At 65.4% G+C, this 13,109-nt stretch carries 14 protein-coding genes and 1 tRNA gene; 2 read left to right on the top strand and 13 right to left on the bottom strand.

Annotated features, from left to right (window positions below):
• Positions 1-121: 121 nt before the first annotated feature.
• Positions 122-907, top strand: a complete 786-nt coding sequence (locus QHC78_RS02610) for an IclR family transcriptional regulator domain-containing protein (RefSeq protein WP_319742319.1) — start codon at positions 122-124, stop codon at positions 905-907.
• Between the two features lie 450 nt (positions 908-1,357).
• Here the strand turns inward: QHC78_RS02610 and QHC78_RS02605 are convergent.
• From QHC78_RS02605 to ruvB, 9 genes are all read right to left on the bottom strand, one after another.
• Positions 1,358-1,433 (bottom strand) — tRNA-Lys (locus QHC78_RS02605).
• A 78-nt stretch (positions 1,434-1,511) separates the two neighbouring features.
• A complete protein-coding gene (gene ybgF, locus QHC78_RS02600) occupies positions 1,512-2,285 on the bottom strand; it encodes a tol-pal system protein YbgF (RefSeq protein ID WP_319742318.1) in 774 nt (257 codons plus the stop codon).
• A gap of 12 nt (positions 2,286-2,297) precedes the next feature.
• Positions 2,298-2,834 (bottom strand): peptidoglycan-associated lipoprotein Pal, encoded by a 537-nt coding sequence (pal, locus tag QHC78_RS02595; RefSeq protein ID WP_319742317.1) that lies wholly within the window; start codon positions 2,832-2,834, stop codon positions 2,298-2,300.
• 156 nt (positions 2,835-2,990) lie between these two features.
• Positions 2,991-4,313, bottom strand: a complete 1,323-nt coding sequence (gene tolB / locus QHC78_RS02590; RefSeq protein WP_413816410.1) for a Tol-Pal system beta propeller repeat protein TolB — start codon at positions 4,311-4,313, stop codon at positions 2,991-2,993.
• A 38-nt stretch (positions 4,314-4,351) separates the two neighbouring features.
• Positions 4,352-5,323: a cell envelope integrity protein TolA gene (gene tolA, locus QHC78_RS02585; RefSeq protein WP_319742315.1), complete on the bottom strand. Its 972-nt coding sequence runs from the start codon at positions 5,321-5,323 to the stop codon at positions 4,352-4,354.
• Between the two features lie 6 nt (positions 5,324-5,329).
• Positions 5,330-5,776, bottom strand: a complete 447-nt coding sequence (tolR, locus tag QHC78_RS02580; RefSeq protein WP_319742314.1) for a protein TolR — start codon at positions 5,774-5,776, stop codon at positions 5,330-5,332.
• Positions 5,776-6,453, bottom strand: a complete 678-nt coding sequence (gene tolQ, locus QHC78_RS02575; protein WP_319742313.1) for a protein TolQ — start codon at positions 6,451-6,453, stop codon at positions 5,776-5,778. Before tolQ ends, tolR begins: the two co-directional genes overlap by 1 nt.
• A gap of 42 nt (positions 6,454-6,495) precedes the next feature.
• Positions 6,496-6,933, bottom strand: a complete 438-nt coding sequence (gene ybgC / locus QHC78_RS02570) for a tol-pal system-associated acyl-CoA thioesterase (protein ID WP_319742312.1) — start codon at positions 6,931-6,933, stop codon at positions 6,496-6,498.
• 397 nt (positions 6,934-7,330) lie between these two features.
• A complete protein-coding gene (gene ruvB / locus QHC78_RS02565) occupies positions 7,331-8,404 on the bottom strand; it encodes a Holliday junction branch migration DNA helicase RuvB (protein ID WP_319742311.1) in 1,074 nt (357 codons plus the stop codon).
• 180 nt (positions 8,405-8,584) lie between these two features.
• On the opposite strand from ruvB, the gene QHC78_RS02560 reads away from it, so the two are divergent.
• The gene (locus tag QHC78_RS02560) at positions 8,585-9,991 is read left to right on the top strand and encodes a class-II fumarase/aspartase family protein (protein WP_319742310.1); all 1,407 of its coding nucleotides are present in this window, start codon (positions 8,585-8,587) and stop codon (positions 9,989-9,991) included.
• Between the two features lie 50 nt (positions 9,992-10,041).
• Here QHC78_RS02560 and ruvA read toward each other — a convergent pair whose 3' ends face one another.
• From ruvA to QHC78_RS02540, 4 genes are all read right to left on the bottom strand, one after another.
• The gene (gene ruvA, locus QHC78_RS02555) at positions 10,042-10,617 is read right to left on the bottom strand and encodes a Holliday junction branch migration protein RuvA (protein ID WP_319742309.1); all 576 of its coding nucleotides are present in this window, start codon (positions 10,615-10,617) and stop codon (positions 10,042-10,044) included.
• A 36-nt stretch (positions 10,618-10,653) separates the two neighbouring features.
• The gene (gene ruvC, locus QHC78_RS02550; protein ID WP_319742308.1) at positions 10,654-11,202 is read right to left on the bottom strand and encodes a crossover junction endodeoxyribonuclease RuvC; all 549 of its coding nucleotides are present in this window, start codon (positions 11,200-11,202) and stop codon (positions 10,654-10,656) included.
• Between the two features lie 4 nt (positions 11,203-11,206).
• Positions 11,207-12,793, bottom strand: a complete 1,587-nt coding sequence (purH, locus tag QHC78_RS02545) for a bifunctional phosphoribosylaminoimidazolecarboxamide formyltransferase/IMP cyclohydrolase (RefSeq protein WP_319742307.1) — start codon at positions 12,791-12,793, stop codon at positions 11,207-11,209.
• 65 nt (positions 12,794-12,858) lie between these two features.
• Positions 12,859-13,095 carry a helix-turn-helix domain-containing protein gene (locus QHC78_RS02540; protein ID WP_319742306.1) on the bottom strand — a complete coding sequence of 79 codons (237 nt, stop codon included), beginning with the start codon at positions 13,093-13,095 and terminating at the stop codon, positions 12,859-12,861.
• Positions 13,096-13,109: the final 14 nt, after the last annotated feature.

The following is a 13,109-nucleotide window of genomic DNA, read 5'->3' as shown; positions in this document are numbered from 1 at the left end:
CCTCCTGGGGTCTAGGCAACACCCTCAAATAGCGAACAAATGTTCGCTATTTAAAATTTACGCCCGGAGGTCCATGCTGTCAAACTACAATCGGCCCCGGTGCCACCGGATACGAACCAACATGACGCTGAACGAAGAAAAGGAAAAGAAGGAGGAGTTTCTCGACGGCCTGGCCAACGGCCTGCAGGTGTTGCAGATCTACGCAAGCGGTGTCCCGGCGTTGACCATGCAGGATGTGGCCGACCGCCTGAATGTGACGCGGGCCGCGGCGCGGCGAATTTTGCTGACCCTGGAGAAGCTCGGGTATGTGAGCCAGGCGGGCAGGCAGTTTTCGGTGACGCCCAAAGTGCTCGACCTGGGCTACGCGTACTTCGCCACCATGAAGCTGCCTCAGCTGGCGCGGGCGGCCATGCGGCAGGTGGCCGATACGCTGGGGGAAACGTGTTCGCTGGGCGTGCTGGATCGTGAAGACGTGGTGTTCCTCGCCCGCGAGGATGCGCCCAAGCCCTTCAGGCTGGACTTGTCCGTGGGCAGCCGGCTGCCGGCGTATCCGCACTCGCTGGGCCGCGTACTGCTGTCCGGCCTGGACGACGCCGCGCTCGACGCCTATCTGCAATCGGTAGAACTCAAGCGGTTGACGCCCGTCACCACCGTATCCCGGCCGGCCTTGCGCAAGTTGATCAAGCAGGTACGCAATGATGGCTACTGCATTTCCGTTAGCGAACTCGTGGACGGTTTCGCCGGTGTGGCGGTGCCGCTGCACCGCCACGACGGCCGCATGGTGGCAGGCTTGAGCGTGAGCCTAGTGCTGGGCAGCCGTAAGGCGTCGGAACTCGAGAGCGCATGCTTGCCCGTACTGCTGCGCGCGGCCGAACGGATCCGGTCGATGATGCCGCGGTCGGAGTGACGAAGCGCGGCATCGCGCACACCCTATCGTAACGGGGCCGCGGCTCAGACAACGGCGCCCGATGCGGCCCGGACCAGGCCTTCGGCATACGCGTCAACGCGATGACCCGGGCCGGTGATACGCCGATCAAAGGGCAATCCACGCGCGGAAGTCTCGGCTCCGTGGCGCTGGACTATAGGGGAGGCGCGCTACGGGCGTCGCTGGATCTGCTTTGGCAAAAAGAACGCATCGACAATGTCGTGCGCCAGTTCCAGCCCGACCCGACGCTGATCTCCATTCCCGACGCTCCGAGCAACGACAATCCCATCCCGGCCTGGGGTACAGCAACGGACGCGCTTGTCCCGCCATTGGAGAATGGTCGGGCTCGCTCGAAGCGAAAGTCCAGAAAAAGTCCAAAGAAAAAGCGCCACCGGTTAGGGAGGCGCTTTTTCGTTTTTTACTGCGTATTCGTGGTGGGTCGTGCGCGACTCGAACGCGCGACCAACGGATTAAAAGTCCGCTGCTCTACCAACTGAGCTAACGACCCGAAGCCCTAAATTATGACGAGTTCATTCGGACTTGTCAAATCTTGCGGGCCATGTGGCCCGCTTTTTTCCAAGCCGTCTTACTTCAGCAGTTCGAGGCGATCCTTGGCAGTTTGTGCCGCAGGCGTGCCGGGGTAGTCGCGTACGATGCGCTCTAAGGTCGTGCGGGCACCCCGGCGGTCGTTGAGTTCGACCTGGCTGCCGGCGATGACCAGCAGGGCATCGGGCGCGCGCACGTTGGAGGGATGGTTCTTCACCAGCGTTTGCTGCTGGGCGATCGCGGCCTTGTAGTCCTTGAGCGCGTAATGGCTGCTGCCGATGTAGAACTGCGCCGCCGGCGTGTACGGGCTATCCGGATACTGGCGGACGAATTCGGACAGCGCGGGAATGGCGTCGGCATAGTTGCCGTTGCGGAACAGGTCGATGGCGGCGTCGTAGGAGCGCTTTTCGTTGGCATCGACCGTGGTTTCCTGGCCGTCTATCGAAGCCGTCTGCGGCTCGAGGCGCTTGAGACGCGTGTCGACGTCCAGGTAGATGTCTTTCTGGGCCTGCTGGGTATCGGCCACCTGCTTGGTCAGGATTTCTATCTGACCGCGCAGGCGCGCGATTTCCTGCTGCAGCTGCTCGATCTGCGAAGCCAGCTGGAGCTGGCTGCGCTGGCTCTGGGCCAGGTCGTCGGCCAGCTTTCGGTTTTGCTGATCGGAGCGCTCGCGCACTTCCCGGCGCAGGTCGATGATGGCCTGCCGCGCCTCGTCGTCGGAAAACAAGGCCGCTTGGGCGGAGAAGCCCGACAGGCTGGCACCCACGCAAAACGTGGCGGCCAGCAGCCGGAGGCGGGAAATGCGGAGCGTCATAGGGGCGGATCCTTAACGGTAGGCGATGTCGGCCCGGCGGTTTTCGGCGCGCGAGGCTTCGTCGGTGCCGGTGGCCTTGGGCTTTTCCTTGCCGAAGCTGATGGCCTCGACCTGGTCTTCGCCCACGCCCAGCAGCACCATCATGCGGCGGACGGCCTCGGAACGGCGCTGGCCCAGGGCCAGGTTGTACTCGCTGCTGCCGACGTCGTCGGTATGGCCTTCGATCACGACCTTGCGGTTGCGGTTGTTGTTCAGGAAGCGGGCGTGGTTTTCGACGATGGGGCGGAATTCGTCCTTGACGACATAGCTGTCGAAGTCGAAGTACACCGAGCGCTTGGCCAGCACGCCCTGCGGGTCGTTGAGCGGGTCCAGGCCCTGTTGCGTGGTGTCGACGCGCGCCACGCCGCTGGGGTCGGCGCCGGTGGTCTGGCCGGAGCGGTCTTCGACCGGGACGTTGCTGCTTTCATCAAGCTTGACGGGGCTGCTGCAAGCCGAGACTACCGCGACAACGCTCGCTATGACGAACATTTTGAATGCACGAGTAGACATGATTTTTCCTTGGGTTTCGGAGGACGATAGTGGGTTGGGAAAAGACAATGACTAACGGAAACGTGATCTTAAAGTGTCACATGGGCCACGCGGCGCACAACGTTGCAAGACGTGACAACGATGCGACACCGCGACAGCATGGCCCGCTCCATGTAATCAATTGTTCAGGAAAGGCCCCCAGGTAGGCTCGCGCACGTCACCGTTGAGCACAGACAAGGTCTGGGTGACGCGACCGTCGCTCGAAACCGCAGCCAAGACACCGCGGCCGGACTGCGATGTTGCATAAAGAATCATCTTTCCGTTGGGTGCAAAACTGGGAGATTCGTCCCGGCCGCCGTTGGTGAGCACGAGCTCATTACCGGTGGCCAGGTCCAGCGAAGCTATTTGGAAGCCGGATCGGCGGGTGACGTACAGCAAGGTCTTGCCATCAGGCGATAACTGGGGGGACACATTGTAATTGCCTTTGAACGTCACGCGCTCGACTTGGTTGTTGTCGAGGCTCAGCCGGTAGACCTGCGGACTGCCGCCACGGTCGCTGGTGAACAGGATGGCGCGTCCGTCGGTGGTGAAAGTCGGTTCGGTGTCGATGCCGGGGGACTGGGTCAGCCGGCGCAGGCCGGAGCCGTCGGCGTTGAGCAGGTAGATCTGGGACAGGCCGTCGCGCGTCAGGACCACCGCCAGGCGGTTGCCGTCCGGGGCCCAGGCCGGCGCGCTGTTGTTGCCCTTGAAGTTGGCCACAGGAATCCGCTGGCCGGTGGTGATGGTGTGCACGTACACCACAGGCTTGCGCGACTCGAAGCTGACGTAAGCCAGGCGGGTGCCGTCGGGCGACCACGAGGGCGAGATGATGGGCTCGCGCGAGCGCAGGGCTGTCTGGGCGTTCTGTCCGTCGGCGTCGGCAATCTGCAGTTCGTAGATGTTGTCGCGCTTGAGAACGTAGGCGATGCGCGTTGCAAAAATGCCACGGTCGCCCGTCAGCTTTTCGTAGATGCGGTCGGCGATCTGGTGCGCGGTACGGCGCATTTCGTTCGGGCCGGAAGAAAACGCCACACCGTCGATCTGGGCTTGCTTGACCGTGTCGACCAGGCGGTAGCGCACGTCGTAGCGGCCGTCGCTGGTGCGCTGCACGCTGCCGACGGCAAGGGCGTCGGCCCCGCGGGTCTTCCAGGCGGCAAAACCGATGACGGCCGAATCGGACAGCGGCGTATCGCCGGCGTCGATCAGCCGGAAAAGGCCGGTCCGGTTGAGGTCGGCGCGGATGATTTCCGCGACTGCACGGCCTTGCTGGTCGTTCGACTCGAAATTGGCGATGGCCACCGGGTACTGGGTCGCCCCGGCACCCGAGATCTGGACGGTAAGCTGGGCATGGGCCGGCGCAGCGCCCAGTCCGAAGGCGGCCGCGGCGAACGCGGCAGCCGATTGCAGCAACCGCCGTCCAAGCCGGCTGCCGAGGTCACGCAAGCGGGCGCGGCCGGACATGGCGGACGAGGAAGGAAAAGCGGGGTTTGCAAAAGTCATTAGTCGAACATCCGATATTGAACTTCTATGTTGGACTGGTAGCGGCCGGACGAAGGCCGCGGGAAAGGATCGCAGCGCCGGATGCCGACTTCGACGGCACGGTCGAACGCCGGCACCCCCGATGAACGCACCAGCCGCGGCGCTCCGGCTTGCTCGCCGGTGGGTAGCAACTGGACCCGGAACACGGCGGTGGGGTTCCCGTTGGCAGCGCTGCCAGTTGCACTATAAATGACTCCCGGCTTGATGCAAGCGCGCACCAGGTCGGCATAGCCGGGATCCCCGCCGCCGCCACCGGCCTGGTTGCGGTCGGCGGTCCCGCCCTCGCGGCCACCGTCCAGCCCGGCCGCGCGCGCGGTATCGTTGCGGAAGGCTTCGCGCAGTTTGCGGTCGCGCTCGGCCTGGGCCTGCTTTTCGGCTGCGGCCTTCTTTTCCGCCGCAGCTTTCTCGGCGGCGGCCTTTTTCTCGGCAGCCGCCTTTTCGGCGGCAAGCTGCTCGGCCTTTTTCTTCTCGGCTTCGCGCCGTTCGGCTTCTTTCTTTTCCTGGGCGCGTTTCTCGGCGAGCTTTTGTTCTTCGAGCTTCTGCTGTTCGCGGCGGCGCTCGGCTTCGCGTTCCTCGGCTTCCCGGCGCTGCGCTTCTTCCTTGCGTTTCCGTTCCTGCTCGATGGCGATGTCCGGCTTCTCCTGCGTGACCTTGGGTTCAGGCAGGGGCGGCGGAGGAGGCGGGGGCGTGACCGGCTCGGGTTCGGGCTGCGGCGTGGGCGCCGGCTCGGGCTGGTTGGGCGAGGGCAGGGCCGTCCACAGTTCGGCCTGCACCGGTCCAGGCGTGCGCCGGTTCCAGTTCAGGCTGAATATCAGGGCGGCGGCCAGCAGCAGGTGCATCAGCACCGCCAGGCCGAATGCCTTCCATTTGCCCGGTTCGGGAGGCGGCTGGTGGCGTGGCTGGCGGGAGCGGTCGTTATCGTTGGGCGCCATGGACGATCAGGAGCCTTGTTGCTTGACCAGCAGGCCGACGCGGGTGACGCCCTGGCGCTGCAGGTCGTCCATGACCTTCAGCACGGACTCGTACTGGGCCTTGCGGTCCGCGGAGATGACGACCGGCTGGTTCGGGTGTTCGGTCTGGCGTTCGCGGGCAACGCGCGCCAGGTCGTTGCGCGGGACGGCGCGCGGCGCCGTGTCGCCGCGTTCGCGGTCGCGGATGGTGACCGTACCGTCGGCCGCCAGGATCACCTCGAGCGGCTTGACCGGCACTTCGGAGGCTTTGCCCACCGTAGGCAGGTCGATCAGGCCGGGCGACATCATGGGCGCGGTGACCATGAAGATCACCAGCAGCACCAGCATGACGTCGATGTACGGCACGACGTTGATCTCGTTCATGGAACGGCGTCCGCCACGGCCGCCGCGGTTGCTGGAACGGATGGAAGGCATCAGCGCACCTGTCTTTGCAGGATGTTCTGGAACTCGTCGATGAAGCTGTCGAAACGAATCGACAGCCGGTCGATGTCGTGCGAGAACCGGTTGTAGGCGACCACGGCCGGAATGGCAGCGAACAGGCCGATGGCGGTGGCGACCAGCGCTTCGGCGATGCCCGGCGCAACACTGGCCAGCGTGGCCTGTTCGACGTTGGCCAGGCCGCGGAAGGCGTGCATGATGCCCCATACCGTGCCGAACAGGCCCACATAGGGGCTGACCGAGCCAGTGGAAGCAAGGAAGGCCAGGTGCGCCTCGAGCGAATCCATCTCACGCTGGTAGGCCGCCCGCATGGCGCGGCGTGCGCCGTCGAGCAGCGAATTGACGTCGTTGAACTTGCTTTGGCGACCCTTCACGAATTCTGCCATGCCGGCTTCGAAGATGCGCGCCAGCGCGCCTTGCTCGCCGCGGCGCGCGGTGACCGCCTGGTGCAGCATGTTGAGATCGCCGCCGGACCAGAAGTCGGCCTCGAAGCGGTCGGTCTGCCGCTGCGCGCGCTTGATGGCGAAATGCTTGCGGAAAATGTAGGTCCAGGACATGAGCGACACGATGGCCAGGATGGCCATTACGCACTGGACGGTAAAGCTTGCCTGGGTAATCAGGGACAGGATGGACATGTCCTGGTTGACGTTCATGCAAAGTCCTTTGGGGGGCGGATAAGAAAAGTGCTGGAAGGGTTAGTCGGTTGAGGGTTCTGCTGCCAGCGGAGCCAGGGTTTCCACGAGGCCGGTGGGCAGGGCACGCGGACGCAGTGTGGCGCGATCGACGCATCCTACCAGGACCTTGCCGGTCGCCAGCAGTTCATCGCCGCGCTCGCAAAACTGCAGGAAATCGATGGAAGCCTTGCCCAGCCGCGAGACCCTGCTGCGTATGGTCAGGCAGTCGTCCAGGCAGGCAGGTCTGCGGTACTGGGTCTCGACGCCGCGTACCACGAAGATGCATCCCGTTTCCTCGGCGAGTACACGCTGTTCGACACCCAGGGCCCGCAGCCATTCCGTGCGCGCGCGCTCGAAGAACTTCAGGTAGTTGGCATAGTAGACCACGCCGCCGGCGTCGGTATCTTCATAGTAGACCCGGATCGGAAACCGGAAATCGTCGCGGGCAGGGTTGGACACGAAGCAAACCTTGGGATGAGTCGAGCGAACGTGAGGTCCAGGCGGACCCCCGGGCCGAAATTGTAAACAACCGGCTGGCACCGCACACTTGCGCGACATCGCGCCAACATGCCAATTGTGACGGCTTGTAAAGCGGGAAACTTTAGCGCGCCGGGGGCGTCAGACGCCAGGGAGCGTTGATAGCAAGCCTGTACGGCTTCGGGTGCGTGGGTGGCGCCGTCCGGGTCATCGACGCTTCCACCTATCTTCTTTTCCGGCGTTCAACCTGTCATGGCGACGTCACGCGTGGCGGGCAGGATGGAGGCCGACTGGTGTTAACTGTGCGTTGCACAGTCGAGCCCGTGACCTGGGGGATGCCCAGGCACGGGCTTTTTCATGGGTGGAACGCGGGCGGACTTCAGCCGGTAAACAGATCGCCACTGCCGGCCTGGGGCGGCGGCGTCAAGCCCAGGTGCCGGTAAGTCCCCTGCGTCGCGATGCGGCCGCGGGGCGTGCGCTGCACATAGCCATGCTGGATCAGATACGGCTCGATTACGTCTTCGATAGTGTCGCGTTCCTCGCCTATGGCGGCCGACAAGCTGTCCAGTCCCACCGGCCCTCCGTCGAATTTGTAGACGATGGCCTCCAGCAGCTTGCGGTCCATGATGTCCAATCCTGCCGGGTCGACGTCGAGCATGGACAACGCGGCCTGGGCGACTTCGCCGGTGATGCGGCCGCCGGCCTTCACCTCCGCGTAGTCGCGCACGCGCCGCAGCAGCCGGTTGGCGATGCGGGGCGTGCCGCGGGAGCGGCGGGCGATTTCCCGGGCGCCGTCTTCGGCAATGGTGGCATTGAGCAGGCTGGCGCTGCGGGTGACGATGGCGGTCAGTTCGTCGGCCGTGTAGAACTCCAGGCGCGCAATGATGCCGAAGCGGTCCCGCAGCGGGTTGGTCAGCATGCCGGCGCGGGTCGTCGCGCCGACCAGCGTGAAGGGCTGCAGATCGAGCTTGACGCTGCGCGCCGCCGGTCCTTCGCCGATCAGGATGTCGATCTGGAAGTCCTCGAGCGCCGGATAGAGGATTTCCTCGACCACCGGGGAAAGCCGGTGGATTTCGTCGATGAAGAGGACGTCGTTTTTTTCGAGGTTGGTGAGCAGGGCTGCCAGGTCGCCGGGCCGCTCGAGCACCGGTCCCGATGTCTGGCGCAGCTGGACGCCCATTTCGCGGGCCACGATGTGGGCCAGCGTGGTCTTGCCCAGCCCGGGGGGGCCGAACAGCAGGACGTGGTCCAGCGACTCGCGGCGCTGGCGCGCGGCGGCGATGAAAATCTCCAGCTGTTCGCGGATGCGGCGCTGCCCGACGTATTCGTCGAGCGCCTTGGGGCGCAGGGCGCGTTCGATGGCTTCCTCGTTGGGAGAGGCCGGACGCGGGGAGATGACGCGCGTGTCCGGCGCGTCGTCTCGGGAAGAAAGTTTGTCGGGCTGGATCGCCATGGGGATAGTCTGCCTTGAACTGCCTGTATGTTAGCCCGTTCCTGTCAGCCCGTTCCGCGCCGCAACTCCTGGCGGCGTCCCAGGCGCGGCAGGCCGGACATTGGGGGCCGGCCCAGGTAGCGATGTAAGATGCCCGGGCAGTCCGGAATACAACGACAGCGGATAAAAAGGGAGGCAGATATGTTCCAGGTCTTGTGGCGGCGGGCGGTACTGGCTTGCTTGGTGGCGATGCCGGGGGCCGGATGGGCGGCGCAGGCGGCGCCGCCGTCGGTAGCGGCAGTGTTCAGTCCGCCCTACCAGCAGCAGCTGCTTATGCAGATCGAAGTGGCGCTGGCCCGGGTGCAGGCCCGGCACGGCATCATTCCGCAGGCCGCCGCCGACGAGATTGCCCGGACGGCGAACCTCGAAGCCGTGCCGCCCGCCGCGGTGGCGGAGCGCCGCAAGAAAGTCGGGCACCCGATGGTGGCGTTGATCGACACCTGGGCCGACGCTACGCGCGACGGCGCCGGCGAGTGGATTCACTACGGGGCGACGACGCAGGATATCTACGATACGGCGCAGGTGATGCAGCTGCGGCAGGCCGTCGCCATCATGATCCAGCAAATGCGGCAGGCGGAAGAGGCCATGCTTGCCCTGGCGCGCCAGCACCGGGATACGCCCATGATCGGCCGCACGGTAGGGCGGCACGCGCTACCCATCACCTTCGGGCTGAAGGTGTCCAGCTGGCTGGCCGAGAACCGGCGCAATATCGAGCGGCTCAAGAGCTGGCACGCCCGTACCAATACCGGCATGCTGTCGGGCGCGGTGGGAAGCTATGCGGCGCTGGGCGACCAGGCTTTCCAGATCGAGGCCGAGGTCATGCGCGAACTCGGGCTGGGGCAGCCGTGGCCCGCCGACTGGAAGGGCAGCAAGGACATGTTCGCCGAGTACGGCGCGCTCCTGGCCATCAGCGCGAAGACCTGGGGCCGCATCGGGCAGGAAGTCTTCATCCTGCAGGGCGACGACATCCGCGAGCTCGAGGACCCCAGCGACAGCGTGGGTTCGTCGACCATGCCGCACAAGGTGAATCCTTCGTACTCGCGATCGGTCGTGCAGTATTCGCGGGTGGTGCCTCACGAGGCGGAGATACTGCTGGATTGGATGATATCCATCCACGAGCGCGACCAGATCAGCAACGCCGATGTCCTGGGCCAGGTGAGCGTCTCCATGGACAAGCTGCTCAAGGCCGCAGTGCCCATGGTGCAGAAGCTGCGGGTGTTCCCGGCCAACATGCGGCGCAATCTCGATCGCACCAATGGCCTGATCATGGCCGAACACGCCATGTTCGTACTGGGCCAGAAAGTAGGCAAGCACACGGCGCACGAAGAGGTGCGCCTGGCCGCGCGCGAAGCCTGGGACAACGGCACCACGCTGCTCGAAGCCATACGGCGCAGGCCTGCGCTGGCGCCGCACGTGGACGAACTGGACCTGGCCAGCCAGCTGGATCCGGCCCGCTATACCGGCTTGTCGGCGCAGGCCACGGACCGGGCAGTGGCCGAGATCGAACGGGCGCGCAAGGCGGACTATCCGGACTCGCCGGCTCGGTGAAGCGGCATCGGGCCGGCGCAGGACGCCGGCTCGCACCGTGTGCGGCCCGGCTAGCGGGCCAGGGCCTTGAGCGCGAGCTTGATGCCTTCCGATACGCCGACGCCGGCCGGCAGGCCCTTGACCGCCGCCACGGCTTCGCGGTCGGAATACCCCAGCGCCACCAGCGCATTGAGGATATCGGTCTGGCCGTCGACGGCGACGGTGCCCCCCGCTGCGCCCAGGTCCGCGCCGAGCTTGCCCTTGAGTTCGAGCAACAGGCGTTCGGCGGTCTTCTTGCCGATGCCCGGCACCCGCGTCAGGCGGCCGGATTCCTGCAGCGTGACGGCCTGCGACAGCTCGGCAACCGTCATGCCGGACAGCACCGCCAGCGCGATCTTGGCGCCGACGCCGCTGACCTTGATGAGCTCGCGGAAGGTCGAACGCTCCGCCGCGGTGCCGAAGCCGTAAAGCACGTGGGCGTCCTCGCGTATGGCGAGGTGGGTCAGCAGCGTGACCTTGGCGCCGAGTTCGGGCAGCGAGTAGAGCGTGCTCATGGGCACGTCCAGTTCATACCCCACGCCGTTTACGTCCAGGCACACGGTAGGGGGCTGTTTTTCGACCAGGATCCCGGTCAGGCGTCCAATCATGGGGCTACCTTGGCAACAGGGTTGTAGGCGGCATCGTCATACCAGCCGGCCGCCGCGCAAGCGCGTACCGCGCCTGGCGAATGCCGGATGGTCGCCATTGTCGCGCAGGCGATCGGCAAGCGGCGCAACGTGGGCATGGCAGATGGCGCAGGCCAGCGCATCGGCGGCATCGGCGGCGGGCGAGCCGTCCAGGGCCAGCAGATGCTGGACCATGGCCTGCACCTGCGTCTTGGCCGCGCGGCCCGTGCCCACCACCGATTTCTTGATTTGCAGGGCGGTGTATTCGTGCACCATCAAGCCGCTGTCGGCCAGTGCGCAAAGCGCGGCGCCGCGGGCCTGGCCGAGCAGCAGCGTGGACAGCGGATTGGCGTTGACGAAGACTTTCTCGATGGCGGCGAACTCGGGCGATGTGTCGCGCACGATCTGCCGTAGATTGTCGAGGATGACCTTGAGCCGGCCGGAGAGGTCGTCCTCGGCGGGGACCACGATGGTGCCGCTGGCCACGTAGCGAAGGCGGTGGCCGTCCGATTCGATGACGCCGAATCCGGTACGCCGCAGGCCCGGGTCTACGCCTAGTATGCGCACGGCATCAATGGCGGAAGTGACGGGTGCCGGTAAGCACCATCGCGATGCCGCGCTCGTCGGCCGCCGCGATGACTTCGGGGTCGCGCATGCTGCCGCCGGGCTGGATGACGCAGGTCGCGCCGGCGTCCACGACGACATCCAGGCCGTCGCGGAACGGGAAGAAGGCATCGGACGCCACGGCGGAGCCCTGGAGCGAGAGGCCGGCGTTCTCGGCCTTGATGGAGGCGATGCGCGCGGAATCGACGCGGCTCATCTGGCCCGCGCCGACGCCCAGCGTCATGCCGCCGCCGGCGAAGACGATGGCGTTGGACTTGACGAATTTGGCCACTTTCCACGCGAACAGCAGGTCGTCCATTTGTGCTTCGGTGGGGGCGACCTTGGTGACCACCTTGAGCTGGTCGCGCGAGACGTTGAAGGAATCGGGCTGCTGTACCAGCCAGCCGCCGCCCACGCGTTTCACGTCGAAGGCGTTCACGCCGTCGCCAAGCGGGATTTCAAGCAGGCGCACGTTCTGCTTGGCGGCGAAGATCTCGCGCGCGCCTTCGTCGTAGGCCGGCGCGAGCAGCACTTCGACGAACTGCTTGCTGACCGCCTGCGCGGTGGCCGCGTCGACAGGGCGGTTGAAGGCGATGATGCCGCCGAAGGCAGACGTGGGGTCGGTCTTGAAGGCCTGCTGGTAGGCATGGAGCGCGTCGGTCGAAATCGCTACGCCGCACGGGTTCGCATGCTTGATGATGACGCAGGCGGGCGCATCGAAGGTGCGCACGCATTCCCAGGCGGCGTCGGCGTCGGCGATGTTGTTGTAGGACAGTTCCTTGCCCTGCAGCTGCCGATAGTTGGCCAGCAGGCCGGCCGCCGGCGCGGGATCCTTGTAGAAAGCGGCCGACTGGTGCGGGTTCTCGCCATAGCGCATGGCCTGGCTCTTGGCGGCCTGGAAGGTCAGGATTTCCGGGTAGGCCGCGCGCTCGGGCACGGCCTGCTGGGCCGGCGCGTCGGCCAGGCTGGTGAGGTAATTGGCGATCGCGCCGTCGTAGGCGGCGGTATGGGCGAAGACTTTCTTGGCCAGGTTCAGGCGCAGCGCGTAGGAGGTTGCGCCGGTGGCATCGATGTCCGCCAGCACGGCGGCGTAGTCGGCCGGGTCGATCACGACCGTCACGCCGCCAGCCTCGGTGCCGTGATTCTTGGCAGCCGCGCGCAGCATGGCCGGACCGCCGATATCGATGTTCTCGATGGCGTCTTCGAAGGTGCAGCCGGGTTTGGCCACGGTCTCGCGGAACGGGTAGAGATTCACGACCAGCAGGTCGATGCGGCCGATCCCGTGGCTGGCGATGGCGTCGAGGTGGGACTGGGCGTCGCGGCGGGCGAGCAGGCCGCCGTGGATCTTGGGGTGCAGCGTCTTGACGCGGCCGTCCATCATTTCAGGAAAGCCGGTGTAGTCGGAGACTTCCTGCACCGGCAGGCCGGACTGGGCAAGCAGCTTGGCGGTGCCGCCGGTGGACAGCAGTTGCACGCCGCGATCGTGCAGGGCCCTGGCGAATTCGACGATGCCGGATTTGTCGGAAACGGAAAGAAGCGCGCGTTCGATTTTCATGGTGAGATGGGCAGTGATGGGGTGCCAGGGCAGGCACGAAGCAATGGAATGTCGATAAGGCCGCGTCAGACCTTGATCCGGTAGTGGTCGAGCTTCTTGCGCAGGGTGTTGCGGTTGATGCCGAGCATTTCCGCGGCACGCGACTGGTTGTGGTCGGCTTTTTCGAGCACCACCTCGAGCATCGGCCGCTCGACGGCAGTCAGCACCATGTTCCAGATGCCGGAAGTGGTTTCGCCGTCCAGATCCTTGAAGTAGCGGTCCAAGGTGTGGCGTACGCATTCTTCAAGCGTGTGTTCTTTCATATGTGGTTTCCTTA

The sequence above is a fragment of the Pigmentiphaga sp. genome, assembly GCF_033795525.1.
In the GTDB taxonomy this organism is placed as follows: Bacteria; Pseudomonadota; Gammaproteobacteria; order Burkholderiales; family Burkholderiaceae_B; genus Pigmentiphaga.
This window is presented reverse-complemented; position numbering and strand designations above follow the sequence as displayed.

Bases quoted from the DNA above. Each gene is read 5' to 3' on its own strand.
- ruvA (WP_319742309.1), bottom strand. From the start codon at position 10,617: ATGATTGGACGCCTGACCGGGATCCTGGTCGAAAAACAGCCCCCTACC.
- ybgF (WP_319742318.1), bottom strand. From the start codon at position 2,285: ATGACGCTCCGCATTTCCCGCCTCCGGCTGCTGGCCGCCACGTTTTGC.
- ruvB (WP_319742311.1), bottom strand. From the start codon at position 8,404: ATGGCGATCCAGCCCGACAAACTTTCTTCCCGAGACGACGCGCCGGAC.
- tolB (WP_413816410.1), bottom strand. From the start codon at position 4,313: ATGTCCGGCCGCGCCCGCTTGCGTGACCTCGGCAGCCGGCTTGGACGG.
- tolQ (WP_319742313.1), bottom strand. From the start codon at position 6,453: ATGAACGTCAACCAGGACATGTCCATCCTGTCCCTGATTACCCAGGCA.
- tolR (WP_319742314.1), bottom strand. From the start codon at position 5,776: ATGCCTTCCATCCGTTCCAGCAACCGCGGCGGCCGTGGCGGACGCCGT.
- purH (WP_319742307.1), bottom strand. From the start codon at position 12,793: ATGAAAATCGAACGCGCGCTTCTTTCCGTTTCCGACAAATCCGGCATC.
- QHC78_RS02560 (WP_319742310.1), top strand. From the start codon at position 8,585: ATGTTCCAGGTCTTGTGGCGGCGGGCGGTACTGGCTTGCTTGGTGGCG.
- pal (WP_319742317.1), bottom strand. From the start codon at position 2,834: ATGTCTACTCGTGCATTCAAAATGTTCGTCATAGCGAGCGTTGTCGCG.
- QHC78_RS02610 (WP_319742319.1), top strand. From the start codon at position 122: ATGACGCTGAACGAAGAAAAGGAAAAGAAGGAGGAGTTTCTCGACGGC.
- tolA (WP_319742315.1), bottom strand. From the start codon at position 5,323: ATGGCGCCCAACGATAACGACCGCTCCCGCCAGCCACGCCACCAGCCG.
- QHC78_RS02540 (WP_319742306.1), bottom strand. From the start codon at position 13,095: ATGAAAGAACACACGCTTGAAGAATGCGTACGCCACACCTTGGACCGC.